The following is a 20,621-nucleotide window of genomic DNA, read 5'->3' as shown; positions in this document are numbered from 1 at the left end:
CATGACACTCCGTTATCCACAGGCCTTGCTGTTGTTCTGCGCTTTGGCCGTGTTGCCGCCGGCCATTGCGGGCGAGGGCATCAAACTCGACACCCCGGTCGGCGGCTGGCGCAGCGGCGCGCCGGGCGGTGAAGGCGAGAGCTTCAGCCAGACCGTCAACTACCCGGCTTCTTCGGTCAACACACCTCAGGGCCAGGCCAACACCGCCCGCATCAGCGGCCAGATCAAAGGCACGCCCAAGGACAGTAACGAGCCGGGCAAACTCATCATCAATGGCGTGACCCTGCCGCTGAAACTCGACCCGCAAGGGCGCTTCGACCGACCGTTCTCGTTCCCCAATGGCAGCAACAGCATCGAAGTGCGCAGCCCCGACGGCCAGCAACGCCACCGTACGCAATTTCTCAACACCAGCGGCGGCGCCACCCCGGCCAAACTGCGGGTCTTGTTGACCTGGGACAGCGACGGCACCGACCTGGACCTGCACCTCGTCACCCCGGACGGCGCCCACATCTGGTACGGCGACCGCGTCGTTCCCAACGGCGCCGCGCTCGACGTCGATGTCACCACCGGCTACGGCCCGGAAATCATCGCCATGCCCGCGCCGATCAAAGGCCAGTACCTGGTGTACGTGAACTACTACGGCGGCGGTTACCGCAGTGACGAGGACGGCGAGCAACAAGCGGCACAAGCCCTGACCACGGCGCAGATCACCGTCATCACCGAAGAGGGCACGCCAAGCGAGAAGATGGAAACCTTCGTGGTACCGATGCGCACGGCGGGGGAGTTGATGTTGGTCAAGAGCTTCAGTTACCCCTAAGGCCGCGCCAGAGTCGTTTGTGAGTGTGGGAGCGAGCCTGCTCGCGATGGCGGTGTGTCAGACACCCTGATGCTGAACGTGCTGTCGCTATCGCGAGCAGGCTCGCTCCCACAGGGGGTGTCCGTGGTTTGTGACAATTAGAAATCTCACGCGTGAGCTATTGAGGGGGCTGGGTATTCCCTGTAGTGTTTCTCACGCGTGAGTTTTTTCGCAGTGAGGTCAGCACCATGAACAGCCGCTCTCCAACAGATCCTGCGGGGTCTGCTACCGATTCAGCGAGCCGCAAGGGAGAGCGCTCGAAACCGTCCGTGAAAAAACCATCCAGCTTTTACATGAAGCAGATGCGCGCGGGCTTGAGTGCCGCCGGGTATGTGAAACACGAAACTTGGGTGCTTCCCGAAAACCGGAGCCTGCTCAAGCAGATGGAGAAACAGCTACGCCAACCGATTCTGGCTGGCTCATTCATGTCGGAGAATTACATGAGCGCAGGTAACAACTGGAACATTGATCGCCTCTTCAGTGCCCTTCAGGCCCTCGACGAAGTGGTGGCGAACGACATCACGCTTTCCCTTGTTCAAGGCTCCGAGTCCAGCATCAAGCTGGAAATGAACGATTTTGGCGGCTTGCCGATTTACATCGCAGTGGTGGGTGATCAGATCATCGTCGACACCGTTCTGGTGGATGTCGAATCGATCAATGACGTCGCGGCCTTCAATGATGCCGTGCTGCGCAGCCGGGAAATGTTCCCGCTGTCCTCGATCGGTATCGAGTCCATGCCCAACGGGCAGATTGTCTACAACATGTTTGGCGCACTGAGTTCCGACTCCAGCCTGACCAACGTCGTGACCGAGGTCAAAACCCTCGTCGACAACGTCCAGCGCGCCAGCGAAGCCTTCGAACGTTTCTTCATCTAATTTTTCGGGAACAGGAAATATCCAATGACTCAGTCCATCTGGAGCAAATTGTTCACCGCGCTGCGTGGTGGTGCCAACGAAGTCGGCGAGTCGATCGTCGATCAACAGGCCCTGCGCATCCTCGACCAGGAAATTCGCGATGCCGACAGCGCGCTGGCCAACGCCAAGCGTGAGCTGGTCACCATCATGGCCAAACACAAACTGTCGACTGACCGCGTCAGCGAGTACAACGCCAAGATCCAGGACCTGGAGTCCAAGGCGCTGGCGGCCATCCAGGCCAACCGTGAAGACCTGGCACTGGAAGTGGCCGAAGCCATTTCGACCCTGACCTCTGAGTTGGACGCCGAGCAAAAGCACGCGACCGAGTTCGGTGGTTACGCTGAAAACATGCGCAAGGACATCGTCAAGGCCGAGAACCGCATCAAAAGCCTGCGTCAGCAAGTGGACATGGCCAAGGCCCGTGAGAGCGTGCAGAAAGCCCAGGTCAGTGCTTCGATTGCCAGCGGCGGCGCCAATGGCAAGCTGGAAACCGCCGTCGGTACGCTCAACCGCCTGCAGGCCAAGCAACAGCAACGTGCCGCTGAACTGCAAGCCCAGGACGAACTGGCCGAGGCTTCGACCGGCAACGACCTGGAGCGCAAACTGCGCGATGCCGGCATCACGCCGAACGAAGGCAGCGCCAATGCGATTCTGGAGCGCCTGAAGAAAAAATCGGCGGAGTAATCGGCTGGGCTTTGCCTTGGTGGGGACAGGCCAAGGCAGCCAGGCACAGACCTTGTGGCGAGGGGATTTATCCCCGTTGGGCTGCGAAGCAGCCCCAATAACAGCGAGCTCGACCCAGCTGACACACCGAGGGTGTCAGGTTTCAGGGCTGCTCCGCAGCCCAGCGGGGATAAATCCCCTCGCCACAGGGTTTTGTGTTCAGCTTCAGGTTTTGTGTCTTAGTCCTGTTTTCCTGAAAATTCCCGGATTTATTGTCACCAAAGCTCTTCTATCCACGCCGCGCAGCAGGTTTAATGCTGCCCCGTGACCGCACTTGAGCACTCCGCTGCCCGTGCGATGACGTCGCCAGGAATGAACCCACGGAGTCAGGGACGAAATGTCGATTTTCCTTTTGCTGCGAACCTACGCCTCGTCCTTCTTCCATCGGTTCGGCTGGGCGGGCCTGGCCATTGCGTTGGGCGTACACCTGGCCATCGCCTGGATCGGCCTGGTGCTTCTGGGCGAACAGCACCTCATCGCTGCCGCCACGTTTATCTACTTCTATCTCACCACCACGCTCACCGTCGGCTATGGCGATCTGTTGCCACAGACATCCGGCGGGCGAATTTTCGTGGCCACCTGGATCATGCTCGGGGGCATTGCCCTGTTGACGACGGTCATCGGCAAAACCACCAGCAGCGTCATTGATGTATGGAGAAAAGGCATGAAGGGCAAAGGCGATTTCACCGGCAAGACCGGCCACACCGTTCTCATCGGCTGGGAGGGCGCCTCCAGCGAACGGGTCATCGAGTTGCTCCTGCAGGACGAGACGTCCAACGACAACCTGATTGTCATCTGCGATTGCGTGCTTGAAGAAAACCCCATGCCCGGCAAGACGACTTTTATCAAAGGTGAAAGCCTGTCCTCTGTCGCTCTTTTGCAGCGTGCCGGTGTGCCGGGTGCCGAACGCGTCCTGGTGCGCACCCACTCAGACGATCTGACCCTGTCCACCGTGCTGGCGGTCAATCAACTGAACCCGGTCGGGCATGTGGTCGCCCATTTCAATGACAGTGAAGTGGCCGCCCTCGCCAGCGCCTACGCGCCCAGCCTGGAGTGCACCTCCAGCATGGCCATCGAGATGTTGGTGCGTGCTTCACAGGATCCGGGTTCGTCAGTGGTCATCAATGAATTGCTTTGCGTGGGCGAGGGCGCCACTCAGTACCTGATGAAGCTGCCCGAAGCGTTTGATGCCGCGTTCGGCGATCTGTATGTGCAGATGAAAGAGCACCACAACGCCATTCTCATCGGCTACCGCGCCAAAGGCGCCCGGCACCCGTCGATCAACCCGCCCTGCGACACGCGGGTCGGGGGCGGCGGCGACCTCTTCTATATCGCCTCCGCGCGTCTCAAGGAAATCTCCAATGGGCTGGTTTAAACGGTTGATGGGCATGGAGGCGCCGAACTCGGGCAAGGACTCCAAATGGGTCGCCAACCCAATCCCGGCCTCCGTCGGGCCGCTGGGCCTGGCATCTGGCAAAGAACTCAGGTTCGATAGCACGTTGAAGTTGTTGCTCGACGGCAACACCGGTGTGGTTATCCCGGATGCCCAGCAGATCTGGAGCACCGGCATCGTCGACCTCGGGCAATCGAACTGGCTGACGCGCTGTTACATGAACGACGAGGACTACTGGCTGCAAGTGCACACCAGCGGCGATGTCGCCGGGCAGGTCGAGTCGGTGATCCTGTTCAATTACCTCAGTTACGTCACCCTCAACAGCGAAGCGGAGTTGCGACGCCTGGCCGGACCCGAAAGCCTGATCGGCCTGCCGACCTACAACCACGACGGTGTCGAGTACAGCCGCGAATGGGGCACCGAGGAAGGCCAGACAGAACTGGTGGCGTTGAGCGAGCGCGTGAGCAATCCGGATGAGTCCTACAGCGTCGAGCACCGCTCAATGCTGTATGCCCGTGAAACCGGCCTGACCGATCGCCGGGAATTCCTGCTGTTTTCCGTCGAAGAAGATGCCGAAGGCACCATCAGCTTGAGCACGTCGCTGGGCATTTCGCTGTACACCACTGACCTGAACACTTTTTAAAAAAGGAAGAAGTCCATGCTTGAAGCGCTCTCGATTTCCCTGAACAAAGCCGCCGTGCTCGGGTTTGTGTTGTACATCCTCGGTGCGGCCGTGCTGTTCGCGCTGTACCAGTTCATCTACACCCGGATCACGCCGCACAAGGAATTCGAACTGATCCGTTCGGGCAACGTGGCCGCCGCCATCGCGCTGGGCGGCGCCATCATCGGTTTCGCCATCCCGGCCAGCAATGTGATTGCCTATTCCGTCAGCATTCTGGACTTCGTCGTCTGGGCCGTGATCGCAGCGTTCGTGCAGCTGCTGGCGTTCCTGGTGACCAGCCTGGTGCTCAAAGGCGCCTCTGAACGCATTAAAAAGGGTGAACTCGCCGCGGGTATTTATATCGCGGCAGTGGCCATCAGCGTCGGCATGTTGAACGCCGCGTGCATGACGCCTTCCCAGAACTGATTGCGCCACGGAGATCCCATGAAACGAAGCAAGTACGTTCAGCTCTCGCTGGCCGCGTCGGTCGCCATGGCGATATCAGGCTGCGGCCCGACAGAAAAAACCTACCCGGTACAGAAGAAGTACAACTTCCAGTCCGTGCAGCAATGTGCCGATGAAAAACTCCCGGTAGACGTGTGCTCCGACGCCTACATGACCGCCATGGCCGAGCATCGCCGCATCGCACCGACGTACAGCAACCAGGCCGATTGCGATGCCGACTTTGTTGCCGATTGGTGCCAACAGGATTCCACCGGCCAGTTCATCCCCAGGCTGGGTGGTTTCGAACTGACCGCCGATGGCCAGGTTACCCAAGCCCAGGTGGACGCGGCCAAGGCACAACTGCCGGCCTCCGAAGCCAATGCGCAAGGCTCAGGGTTCTCCGGCACCAGCCTGCTGACCGGGTTGCTGATCGGCAACATGCTGAGCAGCAACCGCAACAGCTATTACTCCCAACCGGTCTACCGCTATCGCGATGATCGCGGCAACTACGCGTCCTCCACGCTCGCCCAGCGGATTTCCAAAGGCTCGACCTTTACCAAGTCCAATCAGGCGAGGTATGGCAACTACACCGACACGGTCCGCTCCGCCAGCAAGCCGATCTCTGTTGCTTCCTCCACCTCCCGTGGCGGTTTCGGCAGCAAAGCCAGCGCCCGCAGCGGTTGGGGCGGCTCGAGCAGCTCCGGGCGATCGAGCAGTTAAGGAACGCGCGTCATGAAGAAAGTCCATTGCGCCGAACGTCATGACTGGAAACAGACCGCCGAGAGTCTCGGCTTTCTGTTCCACACCATCGATGATGAACCCTATTGGGACGAGAGCGCGTACTACCAGTTCACGCTCAAGCAGATCGAAGACGATCTGGAAGACCCGACCACCGAGATCCATGAGATGTGCATGGACCTGGTGGCCCGGGTGGTTCAGAGCGAGGAGCTGCTGGAGCGCCTGAGCATTCCCGCGCCGTTCTTCGACATGGTTCGCACCTCATGGCTCGAAGGGCATCCGCACCTGTATGGGCGCATGGACTTCTCCTACAACGGCAGCGGCCCCGCCAAGCTGCTGGAACTGAACTACGACACGCCGACCAGCCTGTATGAGGCGTCGGCGTTTCAGTGGGGCTGGTTGGAGCAATGCATCGAGCGCGGACTGTTGCCTTGGCATGCCGACCAGTTCAACAGCATCGACACCAAGCTGCATCAGGTCTTTGCCCAACTGCAACTCAAGCAGCCTTTTTACTTTGCGTCGATGAAAGACTCGATCGAAGACAAGGGCACCACCGACTACTTACGCCTGATCGCGGAAAAAGTCGGCATCGAATCGCGGCACATCGATATCGAGGACATCGGCCTTACAGGCGAAGGCCGTTTCGTCGATCTGGAAGATCGCTGGATCCCTCACCTGTTCAAGCTGCATGCCTGGGAGTTCATCTTCCACGAGCCTTTTGGTGCGGCGATTGCCCAGAGCGACACGCAGTTTTTCGAGCCGGCCTGGAAATCGATCATCTCCAACAAAGGCATCCTGCCGTTGCTGTGGGAATTCAACAAAGGTCACCCGAACCTGCTCGCAGCCCATCTCGACACTGACTCGAGCAAAGCCGTACCCAAGGGCTGGGTACGCAAACCGTTCTTTTCCCGGGAAGGCGCCAACATCGAGCTGCAAACCGCTGATGGCCTGATCGTCAAAGAAGACGGCCCCTATACCGACGCCCCCTTCATCCTCCAGGAATTCGCCCCGCTGCCGAAGTTTGGCGACAGCTACACATTGATCGGCTCCTGGGTCATCGGCGACCAGGCCGCCGGCATCGGCGTGCGGGAAGACAACAGCTTGATCACCAAGGATTCGAGCCGGTTCCTGCCGCATTTGATCCTCGACTGATTGCCGATCGTCCATCGAGGATCAAGGGACGAGAATCCCATGTGGGAGCGAGCTTGCTCGCGATGGCGGTGGATTAGCCAACATCAATGTCGACTGACTTTCCGCTATCGCGAGCAGGCTCGCTCCCACAGGTCAGGTGTTCACCACAGATTTTTCAGGTCCACCAGTACCGCACCAAATGAAAGAAGATCGGCGCGGCGAAGCACACCGAGTCCAGCCGATCCAGCATGCCGCCGTGGCCTTCGATCATGTGCCCCCAATCCTTGACGCCACGGTCACGCTTGATCGCCGACATGACAATCCCACCGGCAAACCCCAGCAAGTTGATCAGCAAGGCGATGAGGAATGACTGCCACGGATTGAACGGCGTGATCCACCACAACGCGCCACCGATCAGCGAAGCCAGCAGAATGCCGCCGACAAAACCCTCGACGGTTTTCGACGGTGACAGGTTCGGGGCGATCTTGTGTTTGCCGAACAACTTGCCGCACACGTACTGCAGCACATCCGACAGCTGCACTACGATCACCAGGTAAGCGATCAGCAACAGGTTGCGCCCTTCGAAACCGGCGATGTCCAACGTCAGCAGCGCCGGCACAAAGGAGATGCAGAACACCGCGATCATCAGCCCCCACTGGACCTTGGAAGCGCGCTCCAGAAAGTGCGTGCTGTCGCCGCCCAGGGATGCCAGGATCGGCAACAGCAGGAACACGTACACCGGGATAAAGATCGAAAACAGCCCGTACCAATCAAAATAAATCAGCAGGTATTGCAGCGGCAGTGCCAGGTAAAACGCCGCTACCAAGGCCGGGTAGTCGCTGCGCCGGGTCGGTGTCAGGGTCAGGAATTCCCGCAGGGCGTAAAACGACACGGCGTAGAACAACAGGATGACCGCGGCGTTGCCCAGCCAGAACGCGGTGCCGATCACCAGCACCATCACCCACCAGGCGTTGATTCGCGCGTTGAGGTTATCGATGACCGAATTCGGCGCGCCTTTTGTCCGCAGTTTGAGAATGAAACCAATCACGGAGGCCAGCAGCAGAATCGCGCCGATCCCGCTAAACAGCATCAGGGTATGTCTATCCATGTCAGACGTGCTCCGGGGCCAGTGCCAGCAGCGCGGCCCGGCTGCGTTCAAGAAATTGCTCTTTGCCTTCATCTTCTTCGATGCACAGCGGCGCGCCGAAACTGGTGGTGCACAACAGCGGCAACGGCAGTACCCGACCTTTGGGCATGACGCGGTTGAGGTTGGCGATCCACACTGGAATCACCTCGACTTCAGGGTGGCTTTTCATCAAGTGATAGATCCCACTCTTGAACGGCAGCAGGCCGTCCTCCGGGTTGCGCGTGCCCTCGGGGAAGATGATCAGCGAGTCGCCGTTTTCCAAGGCATCGAGCATCGGCTGCAAAGGGTTGTACGAAGGGTCCTTGCGCTCGCGGTCCACCAGCACGCCGTTGAACACCCGGTTGATGATGTAGCGCCGCAGCGGGCTGATCTGCCAATAATCGGCGCCCGCCACCGGCCGGGTAAGCTTGCGCAGCGCCGGCGGCAACGAGGCCCACAGCAGCACGAAGTCGCCGTGGCTGCTGTGATTGGCGAAGTAGATCCGCTGCACCGGTTGCGGCGCGCAACCGAGCCACAGGCTGCGAGCGCCCGTGACCATGCGGGCGGCGGAGGTGATGAGGCTGGCGACCACGGGTTCGAACATGAGGATTCCTTGTCCTGAGAAACATAAGCGTAACTGTGGCGAGGGAGCTTGCTCCCGCTGGGCTGCGCAGCAGCCCCCAAGAGGCTGAACACAATCAATCTGATACACCGCAGTGCTTGGTTTTGGGGCTGCTTCGCAGCCCAGCGGGAGCAAGCTCCCTCGCCACAAAAGCTATCTAGATACCTGAAGTTAGCCAGGGACTTGCGAGGATCACGCCCAGCGTCAAGACAACTTGCGTGGCCAGCAACAACGACTGGCGGCGCAGCAGCAACAACGCGCCATGCCGGCGCTCGGTCCAGAGGCGACCGCTGCGTTCGACCGGTTGCAGGCCGAGGGCGGTGAGGGCTTGATCCAATGTATAGGTTCGTTCGGCCAGCGATTGGGTGCTGTCCGCCATGCGCTGGAACAGGTCGGCATCAAACGCTACGCGCTGCGCCCAGTACTTTTGCAGCACGCCAAGCAGGAATATCACGACGCTAAAGCACAGCAGCCACGGATTGACGCTACCGACCAAAAGTTGAGCCAGCCCCAGCAGCGCCGCTAACAGGGTCAGCCCCGTGGAAAGCTGATCCAGCGAGTGACCTCGGCGCAACAGGCTCGCCACCGTGTGGAGTTCCATATCACTGATCATGGTCATTCCTCGTGCTTGTGGATAACCGTTCCAACGCCCGACGGTGCGCCGGATGCAAAACAACCTGCGGGCGGGCTCGCTGGATTTGGACGATGGCCGCATCGACGCTGGCGGCCCGGCCAGTGTGCAACAACCACGCGGCCATAGCGCTGGCGCTGCGTGAATAACCCAGGGCGCAGCAAACCAGCAGCGGCCCATGCTGACGCAGGTTCTCGATCATCCGCGCAGCCTCCAGGCACTGCTCGGCACTGGGCGCGGTCAGGTCAAGCACCGGCAATGCGCGATAGGCGATGCCGGTGCTGTCCATGGACATTTCGGCGCAAAGGTCGAGCACGCCGGTAAACGCACTGTCCTTCAATTCCATCGGCGTGGGAATGCGCCCCAGCCAGACGTTATCGGCCACCTGATCGGCCTGCGGATGCTTGCGCGTCCACCATCGGGAATTGATCCACGCCGCCGCCAGATAAGGCGCCAACAGCCAGCGCACCGCCGGGCTCAATCGACCATCCGCGCGCTTCTGAAAGCCATCGGCACCGAACACCAGGTAATTCAGCGCCACCCCCAGCACCGCCACCGCCGGCCAGATCAACCAGAGCCACGCGCCACCCAAGGCAAACGCCGGAACAAAAAACGCCGCAGCCCCTAAACCATAGCGCAAAGCCAATCGCAGACGAGCCGGGTCCGTGGTCACACGCGCATTTTTCAGCGGGCTGGGCCGATCCAGCGGCCACAACCAGACACACAACCACCCGGCCAACGCACCTGTGGGCAGGTCAATAAAGTGATGTTGATACGTGGTCAGCACCGACACGCCAATCAGCGCGAACCAACCGTGCATCAGCCAACGCCAGAGCCCTTGCAGGTGCCGCTGATAACACACCCACAGCACCACCAACAACGCGATGTGCAGCGACGGCGCCTGATTGAACGGCTTGTCGAACCCGGCCAGCACGTCGAACAGCCAACCGAACACCCCATCCATTTCCGGCCGAGCGAAGGTGAAACGCAACGGCCAGAGCAAAAAACAACTGACCGCAATCGCCTGGGCCGTGAGCAGACGCAAGGCGTGGCGTTTGAGTTCTTCGCGGCTGTTGGGCAACAGCAACGACAGGCCGTACAGCAGATCAATCGACCAATAGGGCACGATGGTCCAGGCCATGAACGGCATGTAGCTTTCCCAACCAAACACCAAACTGCCCACGTCGTCCCGCTGGGACGTCACCCAAGTGGCGAAGCCATAGGTGCTGAAAAACAACGGCGCCAACAACAGCAACCACAGCACCGCCGGTTTCAGCAGGCCGGGCTCGCGGGCTGGGGCGATGACGGCGCTCATCACTGCACTCGCTGAGCCAGCGAAACGCTGAAGATGCCCCACTCATCGACCCGCAAAGTGATCTTGCGGAAACCCGCCGCCTCCACCAGTTGATCCATCTCCGCCTGCGTGCGGCGGCGCATCACCCAGGCCTGCCCGGCGCGATGGCTGGTGAGGGCGCGGGCGATCAGTTCCAGTTGCGGGTGCCACGGCTGCCCGGTGTAGACCAGGAACCCGCCAGGCTCCACCGCCTCGGCCAGGCCGGCGAGGGAGTCGCCGACCATCTGATTATCGGCAAACAACTCATACAAACCGGACACCACCGCGAGCGTCGGTTTGGGCTCCAGCGCCGCCAGATCCGAGCGATCAAAGGCATCACCTTTGACGAACCGAGCGATATCGCCCAAGCCCTTCTCAAGAATCAGCGCACTGCCGTCCCGCACGTTGATGTCGCTGTAGTCGCGCAGCAGGATCGACTCCGGCAACGGACTGACGCCTTGCAGCGCTTCGAGAATGTAACGGCCATGACCTGCGGCGATGTCGACAATGCGTACTTCGCGGTCCTGCTCGCGCAACCTGCCCATGGCCAAACGCAGCAGCTCCTCGACGTGCAACTTGCGCTGACGAATCCCGCGCCAGCCGATGGAGTTCAGGTAATTCTGGTCAATCATCCGTCCCACGGCCGAGGTGCCGGTGGGGCGATTGCGGTAGACGTAATCCAGCGTGCTGCCGGAATCGAAGCCGGTGTCGAAACCCAATTTCACTCCAGCCGACAACTTGCTGCCAAAGCGCATGCTGGCGCGGGTCATGCGCCAGTACAGGTCGCGCAATGAATTGTGCGGCAGCGGCGTCGCCAAGGCTTCGGACTCGGCGCAGGTCGCACCCAGGCGATCAGCGTCCAGCAGGGAAGGGCGGTCCAGCGGGCGGGCAAAGTTTTGCAGAATGAACCGGCGGGCACTGGCAATGGCCGGCGCACGGTTCTTCTCGCCGAGGGTGTCGTGGAAGAACCCCGGCAGAATGTGTTTCTCCTTGTGCACACTGCCCAGCCGCTCGAAGAACTGCTCCTGGGGTTTGCGCTGCACCACAAAGTCGGAACCTGAGATCAACAACTGCGTCGGCACCTGAATCGCCTGGGCATCGGCCACCACGCGGTCGGCGGCTTCGTACAGACCCAGCAGCACGTTCACTGAAATCGCCTTGGTGATCAGCGGATCGCTGTCGTAGGACGCCACCCGCTCCGGGTCATGGCTGAGGAATTTCGCCTTGACGTAACTGTTGACGAAAAAGTTGCCGCGAAACCGGCGCATCAGCGCCAGGCCCGGACGAGCGAAAGGCACGTAAAGCTTGACCTTGAACGCCGGCGACGCCAGCACCAGCGAGCGAATGCGTGGGGCGTAATCGTGAACCCAGGTCGACGCAATCACCGCCCCGACACTCTGCGCCACCACGGCGATATTCTGTTCGTCGATCTGATGCGTTGCGCCGATGTGATCGCAAAACGTCTGCACATCCCGCGCACTGGTGGCAAAACTCGGACTGTCGCCGCGCGCGCCCGGCGACTGGCCATGGCCGCGTGCATCCCAGGCAAAGAAGTCGAAACCGGGCAAATCCAGCTCATCCACCAGATGCGCAATGCGCCCGGAGTGTTCATGACCCCGATGAAACAACAACACCGCCTGACGAGGCTCACCCGGCGCCGCATCGACGGCCGGCCAATGGCGGTAGAACAAATCCACGCCGTCAAAGGTGGTAAATGTCAGTTCCTGGGCTTCGCGCATTGCAACTTCCTTATGCTGAGGGAGCGTTTTCCGTCACTTGATTCAGGCCATGACGCACCCGATTGACCAAGGTATAAACCAGCAGGGCGGCTACCACCGCCATCACACCATCAACCCAGAGTGTCCCGAGCCAACCCAGGGCAATCCCGGTCGCCAGCACGCCCAACACAAAGGCGCGATCACTCTTGCCCATCGGCCCGTCATAGCGCCGCGAAGCCCCGACCATCGCCCCCAGCACACCGGCGTATTCGCTGAACAACGCCAACAGCGTGACCAACAACACCAGCAACAGACTGGCATCGGCAAACAAGGCAAAAGGCAGGATCAAGGCAGCGTCGGCGATGATATCGCATAGCTCATTGAGGTAGGCGCCCAGATGCGATTGCTGCCCGAACTCCCGCGCCAACATGCCATCCACCGCGTTCAACGCCATGCGCAGAAGCATCCAGATCGGCACCAGGATAAACACCCCCGGATGATTGGCGAACCACGCCACCACGGCCCCCACCAGCACAGAGACAATGCCGGCGAGCAGGGTGACCTGATTTGCGGTGATGCCCTTGTCGTAAAGACGCTGAACCATGGGGCGCAGCAGGTTCTGGAAGGCGGGTTTGAGCTGGTAGATGGAGGGCATGGGAATGAAATCTCGGCCGGTTGCAGGGCTGGGCTTGTTCAGCTGCGAGATTACGATAGTTAGGGTTTGGCTGGAGGGGTAATTCTCGAGAATGCGCGCGGGTAGGCATCTGGCAACGAATTCACCGGTGAATAAAGACCCCCTGTGGGAGCGGGCTTGCTCGCGAATGCGGTATGTCAGTCAATATCAATGGTGGCTGACCCACCGCATTCGCGAGCAAGCCCGCTCCCACCGAACCTATGCCCGCCACAAGCCTCTGTGGGAGCATAGCTTGCTCGCGATAGCGGTTCATCAGCCAAACAAGGCAACAGCCTGCCCACCAACCAGCAACCCCCGACACAACCCCAACACCCACCCGACGCTGCCTTGCGCCATTGCCTACAACTACGCCAGAATCCGCCGGCTTGTGCGCCTTGGGTCGCGTCGGTAATTTGGATCCTGTCACTGCCCATCAGTGATCGGGTTTAGTCGCCCGTCGTTGCTAAGTCGTTCAAGCGTCCATCAGTCAGGTATTCCCATTCCTGCACTCGATGGTGGCTGTGCGCAGGGCGCCCTCGGGCGCGCCGATTCCTTAGCTCGTCGGTCGACTAACCTGCGTACAGCTGCCTCCCAATTGTTTAGTCGCGAGCGGGTCGTAGCCTCAACCAAAGAGAGCTAAGGCTATGGTCAAAATTACACCCAACCCCCCAGCTACAGACGAAACCGTGTCTCGTGTTCAGTCTGCTCGTAACAAGAAACTGGATGACGCTGCCAATCGGGCTTTGGATTTCTACCTGAAGCCCACGCCTGAGAAGGAAACGTCTGACAATCCCAACACCATCTTCCGTATTGATCCTGATGTTGACTCCGAATGTCTGCTGGCCAATCTCAGTGAAAACCTGGCGTCGGCGAATGCCATGATCAGTGATTTGGCGTTTGATCTGGACGGCTCGCGGCGGCGTGTTGCGATGGGGATTTTGCAGGTGATTGAGCTGAGTGAACTGTTGGCGAATCGGGCTTTGGATATTGTTGAGGTGAGGTAACAAGGGGCCGCGCTTACCCCAGGTAGGAAAAAGGTCTTGCTCAGCAAGGCCTTTTTTTGTGGCCGAGCCCCATCAAGCATCTGACCCACCGCCATAGCAGTCCTTTCGCACACCCCCTGTGGGAGCGAGCCTGCTCGCGATAGCGATACACCAGTCAACCTCAGCGCCACTGATTCGCCACCTCGCGAGCAGATCACGGCGATCCGCTCCCTCCATGCATTGCCTCCCATTGCGCAGTTACGCGCGCCTTCCACCAATCAGCGATTCAAAGCACCGAGCGTGCAGGCAACGTCGCCGATCTCCCTTGGAACTAACTTCTGCAAACGTTCATGGCTGAAACGTATCAGCTCGAACAAAAAACCAAAATATGCACAAATGCATTTTTTCGCTTGACCCACATGGGTGAGCCTCTATAAGGTGGTTTCACTGTATGTACATACAGTATTTCTAAAGCGTTATTTATTTGAATCCATTCATGGACGAGGCACTACCTTATGAAAACCAACACTGAAAAATTCGGTGTAACACCCCATCAACCCAGCCTTTGGACCCGCGCTGATGCGTTGAAAGTCCGGGCGGACGATCCCACCACCACTCAGCCGCTGGTCAGCGCGGATTTCCCGGTATTGAACAACGACGTGTTCATCTGGGACACCATGCCCCTGCGCGACTTGGACGGTAACGTGACGTCCGTCGATGGCTGGTCGGTGATCTTCACCCTGACGGCCGATCGTCATCCAAACGACCCGCAGTACCTCGACGAGGACGGTAACTACGACATCCTCCGCGATTGGAACGATCGTCACGGTCGGGCAAAGATGTACTACTGGTTTTCGCGTACCGGCAAGAACTGGGAATTCGGTGGCCGTGTGATGGCCGAAGGGGTTTCGCCGACCGCTCGCGAATGGGCCGGTACGCCGATCCTGTTGAACGACCGAGGCGAAGTGGACCTGTATTACACCGCCGTCACCCCAGGCGCGACCATCGTCAAGGTGCGCGGTCGGGTGGTGACCACTGAACACGGTGTCAGCATGGTCGGCTTCGAGAAGGTCAAGCCGCTGTTCGAGGCCGACGGCAACATGTACCAGACCGAAGCACAAAACGCGTTCTGGGGTTTCCGCGACCCATGGCCATTCCGCGACCCGAAAGACGGCAAGCTGTACATGCTGTTCGAGGGTAACGTGGCCGGTGAGCGCGGCTCGCACAAAGTAGGAGAGGCAGAAATCGGCGATGTGCCGCCGGGTTATGAAGATGTCGGCAACTCGCGCTACCAGACCGCCTGCGTTGGCATCGCCGTAGCCCGCGACGCGGACGGTGACGACTGGGAAATGTTGCCGCCACTGCTGACCGCCGTGGGCGTAAACGACCAGACCGAGCGCCCGCACTTCGTGTTCCAGGATGGCAAGTACTACCTGTTCACGATCAGCCATACCTTCACCTACGCCGACGGCGTGACCGGGCCGGACGGCGTGTACGGTTTCGTCGCGGACTCGCTCTTCGGCCCTTACGTGCCGCTGAACGGTTCCGGCCTGGTACTGGGCAACCCGTCCTCCCAGCCATTCCAGACCTACTCGCACTATGTGATGCCAAACGGCCTGGTGACCTCCTTTATCGACAGCGTACCGACCGACGAAACCGGCACGCAGATTCGTGTCGGTGGCACTGAGGCACCCACGGTGGGCATGAAAATCAAAGGGCAGCAGACCTTCGTGGTGGGCGAGTACGACTACGGTTACATCCCGCCGATGCTCGACGTCACGCTCAAGTAATAGCAGTACGGGGCATTCAGGTAGCGGGTTTGCGGTCGATGACAAAACCGTTGTGGATATGATCGAGATATCCCGCTTGATTCATTGCGATGTTGCTCGCAAGCCCCATTGAACAACGAGTCGTCACCCTCTTCGCGACTGGCTGCAAGGATGTAGCTGGTCGCGAATGCATTCCCCAGCGACGTATGCACACAAGCTCCTCTGTGGGAGCGAGCTTGCTCGCGATAGCGGTGCATCAGCAACATTCCGGCCAGCTGTTTATCGTGACTCCACGAGACTAGCCACGACCGACATCGCCTTGCGCCATTGCCTACAACTACGCCAGAATCCGCCGGCTTGTGCGTCTTGGGTCCCCTCGGTAGTTTGAATCCGTCACTGCTCATCAGTGATCGGGTTTCGCAGCCCGGACTCTATAGGCGCACAACGTCACCTTCGAAAACAGATTACCCATGTCTGTGATTTCGTCAGAGGTGGCTGTGCGTGGGAGACCCCTTGGGTCTGCCGGTCCCTAGAGTCCCGGTCTGCGAACCCGCGTACAGCTGCCACCCCAACTTCGTTTCGCAGCGAATGGTGGTAGCTCCAACAGACTCTAGGAGCTTTACCATGGTCAAAATTACACCGAACCCGCCAGCTACCGACGAAACCGTGTCTCGTGTTCAGTCGGCTCGTAACAAGAAGCTTGATGATGCTGCTAACCGGGCTTTGGACTTCTATCTGAAGCCTACACCGAAGAAAGAAACGTCTGACAAACCCGACACCATCTTCCGTATCGCACCGGATGTTGATTCGGAATGTCTGCTTGCCAATCTCAGTGAGAACCTGGCTTCGGCTAACGCCATGATCAGTGATTTGGCGTTTGATCTGGATGGGTCGCGACGGCGTGTTGCGATGGGGATTTTGCAGGTGATTGAGGTGAGTGAACTGTTGGCTAATCGGGCTTTGGATATTGTTGAGGTGAGGTAGCAAGGGGCCGCGCTTACCCCGGGTATGAAAAAAGGTCTTGCATTGCAAGACCTTTTTTACATTTGAATCTCAGGGAACGGACGGTTCACCATTTCTGAATTTCAGCGACACGTTCTATTGTCATGGCGCCGGCAGCGACATATCACAAAATTCCTCTGCTGGAGCCTGAGCCTAGTCACGGTAGCGGTTCATCAGCCAACAGGTCAGCAGCCTGTTGACCAATCTGCACCGACAAAACCCCAACACCCAGCGTCATCGCCTTGCGCCTTTGCCTACAACTGCGCCAGAATTCGCCAGCTCGTGCATCTTGAGTCCACTCAGTAGTTTGGATCCGCCACCGCTAATCAGTGATCGGGGTTCGCAGCCGGGTCTTCGGTGCACAACGTCACTTCGGAAAGCAGATCGTCCCCCCATGCCTATGATTTCGTCTGAAGTGGCTGTGCGTTGGAGACCCCTTCGGGCCTGCCGGTTCCTTAATATTGGTCTTTGACTCCGCGCACAGCTGCTCTAATGCTTCGTTTCGCGGTGGACGGTTGTAGCTTTTGTAGTTCGATTTGTGATGTGATGAATGGTTTGTTTTTTGGCTGCTAGATTATGTAGGTTGGTGTAGAAATGGGAGAAAAAGAGGTTAAGTCATTAGTGCTTAACTCGCTTTTAATGTCAGGGCGCATTGCTCAATCAACTCTGGTTTTTAGTGAGATGAGCTTGGCAAAAAAGGTTAGACGGGTAGATCTGGGTTTTATTCAGGGAAGTGAAATGGTGGCAATAGAGGTGAAGAGTGAAAAAGATTCTTTGTTTCGATTGTTAGGTCAGGTAGATGAATATCGAAAGTATTTCGATCGTGTTGTAGTTGCAGTGGCGCCAAAATTTACTAAAAGCGTGCTGGCGGTTGCTGAAGATGATGTTGCTGTATGGGAGGTTTCTAGCGGTGGGGTGAGGGTTGTTCGTAAGGGCAGATTGATAAAAAATATTTCTAAAGAGAGTTATATTGATCTAATGACGAAGAGAGAAGTATCCATTTTGGCTAAGAGGGTGGGGTTGAAGCCGGAAAAGTTAGCGATGTATGAGTTGAAAGTTGAGGTGCTAAGCCGGCTGAGGAAAGCATCCAAGGCTGATATTAAGGAGATATTGCTTAATGGTATCCAAAAGAGGTTTGGGCTGGCCTCTAATAGATTTTTGTCTAAAGTACGCTCCTCAGGGAATGTAAACGTTGCAGATGTTGATTTGCTGAGCCCATATCTAACCCGGCTAGAAAGCTTGGCCTGATAAATTTAGTCAGTCCATTCCTCATCTGTGTTTATTTCACTAGGGTCTGAGTTGTAGTGTAGTTGGTTGAATAAGTGGATATTGATGCGAACTGCAGTCGACTTTAGTGCGCTATAAATTCCAAAGTCATTGCTTTCGGATGTTATTTCAATTTGTTGTGTGCCCCAAAGCCGAAGTTCTGGAATCCAGTAGTCGCCCTCAGTGATTTCCTTCGCAATTTCAATGTAGGCTGCTTTTCTCCTTTCTTTTGCATTAGGTGCGTTGTCATCCACCTCGCGTCTTACAAATTTCCAATCTTTTTTTAATGGATAATCTATTCTAGGGGGAGGGGTCCCCGCTCCACCATCTTGTTTCTGCGCTCGAGCGCTTCCCCTGTCCGAGTAAACTAAAGGATTGAATAAGCCTTCCTCTGCTATTTTGTTGAATAGGATTCTCTCATATATCGAGTTGTCTCCTCTGTGTTGTCCAGCAAATCCAGAAGGAAAAGAAGAAGCGCTAATTGATATAGTAAGATTTCGTATTGCTGCTTTTGATTCGTGCATGAACTTCTCTAGAAGGGGGATCCTCTCGATAAAGGTTGCGTCAATGCTGGCCAGGTCATAGATCATTAAGATGTTTTCGGCTTTTGTTAGGCTTAATGCCTCAGTTAAACGTTGATGCTTTGCGATGTTCTTTTCATTTGGGCTAATTCTTATAACTAATCCACGGCCGAGGGACGATAGTTTGACTATCTGTTCCTCAAGGTTGTCCAGGTTTTCATGCCTTAGGCAAGGGATGGAATTTTCACGTGTTTTGATGAATTGATACCAATTGTCATATGCATTATTTGCGTTGAGGAGATGTAGGATTTCTTGAAATACAGGCTTTTCGGGATAGGCGCCGGTGAACAGAAATACCTTATTTTGCGTCAAAAAATTTTCATCAATATCCGCGATCCAGGGGCGCTGACCGATAGCTGTGTCAATTCGTTTTAATGTACTTTCCAAACGATGGGAGTTAAGCCATCCCCTTAAGGAAAATACCGGCAGCAAAGAGTCTTTATCTTTGTCTGGGAGTTGCTCTATGGCCGTCATTTCGGCGTTGCTAATTGCCAGAATTGGAATGTAGTTCCAGTTTAAAAATACTGGTTGCATAATTATTGTTTTCCCAGTCTGATTTTTATAGCGGCAAGCGAAACTTGAGCAAGTTCAGCTATTTTTTTATATCTTTCGTCCGGTTTAAAGTTGCCAAAAGACTCTAATGCAGATTGAATTAGATGTGCTGGCATAATTATGTCGGCGGCAAGCCTGTTTGCTTCTCGTTCTAGATCGTCAGTCAGTCTTGAACGATAAAGTACATCATCAGTAATGCCGCTAGCTAATCGGTCGCGGTGTAAAAGAAAATGTGCGATTTCATGCGCTATTGTAAAGCGTTGTCGCTCTTTAACATCGTGGCGGTTAACTTTTACTGTGATAATCCCATCAGTTTCTCTTATCTCGCCAGAAATAGAGCCAGGCATAGTGGATTTTAATACAGATATACCAAATTCTTTGGCAATTGCACCAACTGTTATTGGCAAGGATTCTTGGTGTTTAGATATGACTGCTCTTTGGTCGTCTGATAATGCTTTCCATTCGGGTGAGGTTCTCAACGCTCTCTCTCCTCATCTGCGATGTCGTCTGGCATATATATCCCTCTATATACTACATTTTCGACTGCGTTCTGAATGAGCTTGTCGAATCTGTTTTCTTCGATGAGCTTTATTATGTTTCTTTCTGTTGCGGCAGGGAGTTCTATTTTGGTGATTAACTCGACAGTCGCTTTAGCGGTGGTACGGGCATCTTTTTTTGCTTCTTTTTTGATGTTGCTGTATCCAAGGATGGATAATATCGCGATCAATACGCCCAAAACGGTAATTATTACGGATACAGCCGCTAGAACCAATGTTGCAGAGCTCGTGTCTTCGGGTTTTTTTAGTGAGATGACTTCTTTTTCAAGGTGTTTTATTTTTTCGGTCTGAACTCTTATTTCAAGCTCTAGTTTACTTATGTCGCGAATAGACTTTTCGGTACTTTCTTGAGCGGTGCTTGTGATTAGCTTTATTAGCTCGGAGGTGTTGGTAGTCGCTTGCGCCAGCACTTCTTTGGGGGGGTGACCAGGTTCTGGAACTGTTTGTGCTCTCGCGATATTTAAGTTTAAGCTAAGAAATATTATAAGCAGTTTGACGAAAGCGGATCCTAGTGCTCTATTATTTGAGTGTGTAATAAGATGCTTGGCCACTAAGCTATAGTTTAAAGTTCGTCTGGGCTGTTTGCACATCACGTGAGTTGGCCGGGTACTTATCCGATGCGATTGAGAATTTTTTTCTAAGTCTTGGGGCTTAAGAGCATATGGCACGAGCGGCGATAATTTTTGCATGCTTTTGGCTACCACTAGCTTCCTTCGCTGCCCTATAGCGTCCATAACCTTTCTCCTTCGTTTCGCCTATTCCCCCCGAATGTCCACGTGGCACCCTACTTTAGTCGGGGATTTCCCTTGGCGCAGTGCGATTTAGATTACGGGTCTATGCTAAGCGCAGTTTAGCCGCCATCAGTTTGCCATTAAAATATGTCCAGCATCAATGATGTCGCTCGTAATATGCGGTGCTAACGAGCAATGCACGCTCATCGATCGGCAA

General features: G+C 56.6%; 21 protein-coding genes. 12 read left to right on the top strand and 9 right to left on the bottom strand.

Features of this window, described 5'->3' with window-relative positions:
* Position 1 precedes the first annotated feature (1 nt).
* The 8 genes from T3A99_RS19365 (at position 2) to T3A99_RS19330 (ending at position 6,881) form a co-directional block, all read left to right on the top strand.
* The gene (locus T3A99_RS19365; protein ID WP_047229728.1) at positions 2-817 is read left to right on the top strand and encodes a YfaP family protein; all 816 of its coding nucleotides are present in this window, start codon (positions 2-4) and stop codon (positions 815-817) included.
* A 332-nt stretch (positions 818-1,149) separates the two neighbouring features.
* Positions 1,150-1,731 carry a YjfI family protein gene (locus T3A99_RS19360; protein ID WP_092394936.1) on the top strand — a complete coding sequence of 194 codons (582 nt, stop codon included), beginning with the start codon at positions 1,150-1,152 and terminating at the stop codon, positions 1,729-1,731.
* A 24-nt stretch (positions 1,732-1,755) separates the two neighbouring features.
* A complete protein-coding gene (locus tag T3A99_RS19355) occupies positions 1,756-2,454 on the top strand; it encodes a PspA/IM30 family protein (RefSeq protein WP_047229446.1) in 699 nt (232 codons plus the stop codon).
* Between the two features lie 376 nt (positions 2,455-2,830).
* Entirely contained in the window at positions 2,831-3,868 is a 1,038-nt protein-coding gene (locus tag T3A99_RS19350) for an ion channel (RefSeq protein WP_274090076.1), read from the top strand.
* The gene (locus T3A99_RS19345) at positions 3,855-4,529 is read left to right on the top strand and encodes a DUF2491 family protein (RefSeq protein ID WP_047229448.1); all 675 of its coding nucleotides are present in this window, start codon (positions 3,855-3,857) and stop codon (positions 4,527-4,529) included. Before T3A99_RS19350 ends, T3A99_RS19345 begins: the two co-directional genes overlap by 14 nt.
* A gap of 15 nt (positions 4,530-4,544) precedes the next feature.
* Positions 4,545-4,973, top strand: a complete 429-nt coding sequence (locus tag T3A99_RS19340) for a DUF350 domain-containing protein (protein WP_047229449.1) — start codon at positions 4,545-4,547, stop codon at positions 4,971-4,973.
* 18 nt (positions 4,974-4,991) lie between these two features.
* Entirely contained in the window at positions 4,992-5,711 is a 720-nt protein-coding gene (locus T3A99_RS19335) for a DUF1190 domain-containing protein (RefSeq protein ID WP_076383471.1), read from the top strand.
* A gap of 12 nt (positions 5,712-5,723) precedes the next feature.
* The gene (locus T3A99_RS19330; protein ID WP_274090074.1) at positions 5,724-6,881 is read left to right on the top strand and encodes a glutathionylspermidine synthase family protein; all 1,158 of its coding nucleotides are present in this window, start codon (positions 5,724-5,726) and stop codon (positions 6,879-6,881) included.
* A gap of 154 nt (positions 6,882-7,035) precedes the next feature.
* Here T3A99_RS19330 and T3A99_RS19325 read toward each other — a convergent pair whose 3' ends face one another.
* The 6 genes from T3A99_RS19325 to T3A99_RS19300 all read right to left on the bottom strand — a co-directional run bounded on the left by T3A99_RS19325 (position 7,036) and on the right by T3A99_RS19300 (position 12,945).
* Complete coding sequence (locus T3A99_RS19325) at positions 7,036-7,968, bottom strand: phosphatidate cytidylyltransferase (protein WP_047229452.1); 933 nt, start codon at positions 7,966-7,968, stop codon at positions 7,036-7,038.
* A gap of 1 nt (position 7,969) precedes the next feature.
* Positions 7,970-8,590, bottom strand: coding sequence for a lysophospholipid acyltransferase family protein (locus T3A99_RS19320; protein ID WP_322834703.1), 621 nt, complete (start codon positions 8,588-8,590; stop codon positions 7,970-7,972).
* A 175-nt stretch (positions 8,591-8,765) separates the two neighbouring features.
* Complete coding sequence (locus tag T3A99_RS19315) at positions 8,766-9,221, bottom strand: hypothetical protein (protein WP_274090073.1); 456 nt, start codon at positions 9,219-9,221, stop codon at positions 8,766-8,768.
* Positions 9,211-10,554, bottom strand: coding sequence for a phosphatase PAP2/dual specificity phosphatase family protein (locus tag T3A99_RS19310; protein ID WP_322834702.1), 1,344 nt, complete (start codon positions 10,552-10,554; stop codon positions 9,211-9,213). Before T3A99_RS19310 ends, T3A99_RS19315 begins: the two co-directional genes overlap by 11 nt.
* Positions 10,554-12,311, bottom strand: a complete 1,758-nt coding sequence (locus T3A99_RS19305; protein ID WP_173406502.1) for a bifunctional alpha/beta hydrolase/class I SAM-dependent methyltransferase — start codon at positions 12,309-12,311, stop codon at positions 10,554-10,556. The genes T3A99_RS19310 and T3A99_RS19305 overlap by 1 nt, the downstream gene beginning before the upstream one ends.
* A gap of 10 nt (positions 12,312-12,321) precedes the next feature.
* On the bottom strand, positions 12,322-12,945 hold the full coding sequence (locus T3A99_RS19300; protein ID WP_188251938.1) for a CDP-alcohol phosphatidyltransferase family protein: 624 nt from the start codon (positions 12,943-12,945) through the stop codon (positions 12,322-12,324).
* A gap of 662 nt (positions 12,946-13,607) precedes the next feature.
* Between T3A99_RS19300 and T3A99_RS19295 the strand changes: the two genes are divergently transcribed.
* The 4 genes from T3A99_RS19295 (at position 13,608) to T3A99_RS19280 (ending at position 17,965) form a co-directional block, all read left to right on the top strand.
* The gene (locus T3A99_RS19295; protein ID WP_188251939.1) at positions 13,608-13,967 is read left to right on the top strand and encodes a DUF6124 family protein; all 360 of its coding nucleotides are present in this window, start codon (positions 13,608-13,610) and stop codon (positions 13,965-13,967) included.
* A gap of 494 nt (positions 13,968-14,461) precedes the next feature.
* On the top strand, positions 14,462-15,736 hold the full coding sequence (locus T3A99_RS19290) for a glycoside hydrolase family 68 protein (RefSeq protein ID WP_076383478.1): 1,275 nt from the start codon (positions 14,462-14,464) through the stop codon (positions 15,734-15,736).
* Positions 15,737-16,339: 603 nt separating this feature from the next.
* Complete coding sequence (locus tag T3A99_RS19285) at positions 16,340-16,699, top strand: DUF6124 family protein (protein WP_322834701.1); 360 nt, start codon at positions 16,340-16,342, stop codon at positions 16,697-16,699.
* A 612-nt stretch (positions 16,700-17,311) separates the two neighbouring features.
* Entirely contained in the window at positions 17,312-17,965 is a 654-nt protein-coding gene (locus tag T3A99_RS19280) for a sce7726 family protein (RefSeq protein WP_322834700.1), read from the top strand.
* Positions 17,966-17,970: 5 nt separating this feature from the next.
* Here T3A99_RS19280 and T3A99_RS19275 read toward each other — a convergent pair whose 3' ends face one another.
* Genes T3A99_RS19275 through T3A99_RS19265 form a run of 3 tightly spaced genes read right to left on the bottom strand, consistent with a single transcriptional unit; the run spans position 17,971 to position 20,407 of the window.
* On the bottom strand, positions 17,971-19,098 hold the full coding sequence (locus tag T3A99_RS19275; protein WP_322834699.1) for a beta family protein: 1,128 nt from the start codon (positions 19,096-19,098) through the stop codon (positions 17,971-17,973).
* Positions 19,099-19,100: 2 nt separating this feature from the next.
* Positions 19,101-19,595 carry an ImmA/IrrE family metallo-endopeptidase gene (locus tag T3A99_RS19270; RefSeq protein ID WP_322834698.1) on the bottom strand — a complete coding sequence of 165 codons (495 nt, stop codon included), beginning with the start codon at positions 19,593-19,595 and terminating at the stop codon, positions 19,101-19,103.
* Positions 19,592-20,407, bottom strand: coding sequence for a hypothetical protein (locus T3A99_RS19265; protein WP_322834697.1), 816 nt, complete (start codon positions 20,405-20,407; stop codon positions 19,592-19,594). Before T3A99_RS19265 ends, T3A99_RS19270 begins: the two co-directional genes overlap by 4 nt.
* Positions 20,408-20,621: the final 214 nt, after the last annotated feature.

Source organism: Pseudomonas sp. N-137 (assembly GCF_034555295.1).
Taxonomy (GTDB): Bacteria; Pseudomonadota; Gammaproteobacteria; order Pseudomonadales; family Pseudomonadaceae; genus Aquipseudomonas; species Aquipseudomonas rhizophila.
The sequence above is the reverse complement of the archived record's forward strand: the minus strand, read 5'-3'. Positions and strand labels throughout refer to the sequence as shown.

What these genes read in the sequence shown, in the direction of transcription:
- T3A99_RS19365 (WP_047229728.1), top strand. Translation starts at nt 2, where the DNA reads ATGACACTCCGTTATCCACAGGCCTTGCTGTTGTTCTGCGCTTTGGCC.
- T3A99_RS19360 (WP_092394936.1), top strand. Translation starts at nt 1,150, where the DNA reads ATGAAGCAGATGCGCGCGGGCTTGAGTGCCGCCGGGTATGTGAAACAC.
- T3A99_RS19355 (WP_047229446.1), top strand. Translation starts at nt 1,756, where the DNA reads ATGACTCAGTCCATCTGGAGCAAATTGTTCACCGCGCTGCGTGGTGGT.
- T3A99_RS19350 (WP_274090076.1), top strand. Translation starts at nt 2,831, where the DNA reads ATGTCGATTTTCCTTTTGCTGCGAACCTACGCCTCGTCCTTCTTCCAT.
- T3A99_RS19345 (WP_047229448.1), top strand. Translation starts at nt 3,855, where the DNA reads ATGGGCTGGTTTAAACGGTTGATGGGCATGGAGGCGCCGAACTCGGGC.
- T3A99_RS19340 (WP_047229449.1), top strand. Translation starts at nt 4,545, where the DNA reads ATGCTTGAAGCGCTCTCGATTTCCCTGAACAAAGCCGCCGTGCTCGGG.
- T3A99_RS19335 (WP_076383471.1), top strand. Translation starts at nt 4,992, where the DNA reads ATGAAACGAAGCAAGTACGTTCAGCTCTCGCTGGCCGCGTCGGTCGCC.
- T3A99_RS19330 (WP_274090074.1), top strand. Translation starts at nt 5,724, where the DNA reads ATGAAGAAAGTCCATTGCGCCGAACGTCATGACTGGAAACAGACCGCC.
- T3A99_RS19325 (WP_047229452.1), bottom strand. Translation starts at nt 7,968, where the DNA reads ATGGATAGACATACCCTGATGCTGTTTAGCGGGATCGGCGCGATTCTG.
- T3A99_RS19320 (WP_322834703.1), bottom strand. Translation starts at nt 8,590, where the DNA reads ATGTTCGAACCCGTGGTCGCCAGCCTCATCACCTCCGCCGCCCGCATG.
- T3A99_RS19315 (WP_274090073.1), bottom strand. Translation starts at nt 9,221, where the DNA reads ATGATCAGTGATATGGAACTCCACACGGTGGCGAGCCTGTTGCGCCGA.
- T3A99_RS19310 (WP_322834702.1), bottom strand. Translation starts at nt 10,554, where the DNA reads ATGAGCGCCGTCATCGCCCCAGCCCGCGAGCCCGGCCTGCTGAAACCG.
- T3A99_RS19305 (WP_173406502.1), bottom strand. Translation starts at nt 12,311, where the DNA reads ATGCGCGAAGCCCAGGAACTGACATTTACCACCTTTGACGGCGTGGAT.
- T3A99_RS19300 (WP_188251938.1), bottom strand. Translation starts at nt 12,945, where the DNA reads ATGCCCTCCATCTACCAGCTCAAACCCGCCTTCCAGAACCTGCTGCGC.
- T3A99_RS19295 (WP_188251939.1), top strand. Translation starts at nt 13,608, where the DNA reads ATGGTCAAAATTACACCCAACCCCCCAGCTACAGACGAAACCGTGTCT.
- T3A99_RS19290 (WP_076383478.1), top strand. Translation starts at nt 14,462, where the DNA reads ATGAAAACCAACACTGAAAAATTCGGTGTAACACCCCATCAACCCAGC.
- T3A99_RS19285 (WP_322834701.1), top strand. Translation starts at nt 16,340, where the DNA reads ATGGTCAAAATTACACCGAACCCGCCAGCTACCGACGAAACCGTGTCT.
- T3A99_RS19280 (WP_322834700.1), top strand. Translation starts at nt 17,312, where the DNA reads ATGGGAGAAAAAGAGGTTAAGTCATTAGTGCTTAACTCGCTTTTAATG.
- T3A99_RS19275 (WP_322834699.1), bottom strand. Translation starts at nt 19,098, where the DNA reads ATGCAACCAGTATTTTTAAACTGGAACTACATTCCAATTCTGGCAATT.
- T3A99_RS19265 (WP_322834697.1), bottom strand. Translation starts at nt 20,407, where the DNA reads ATGGACGCTATAGGGCAGCGAAGGAAGCTAGTGGTAGCCAAAAGCATG.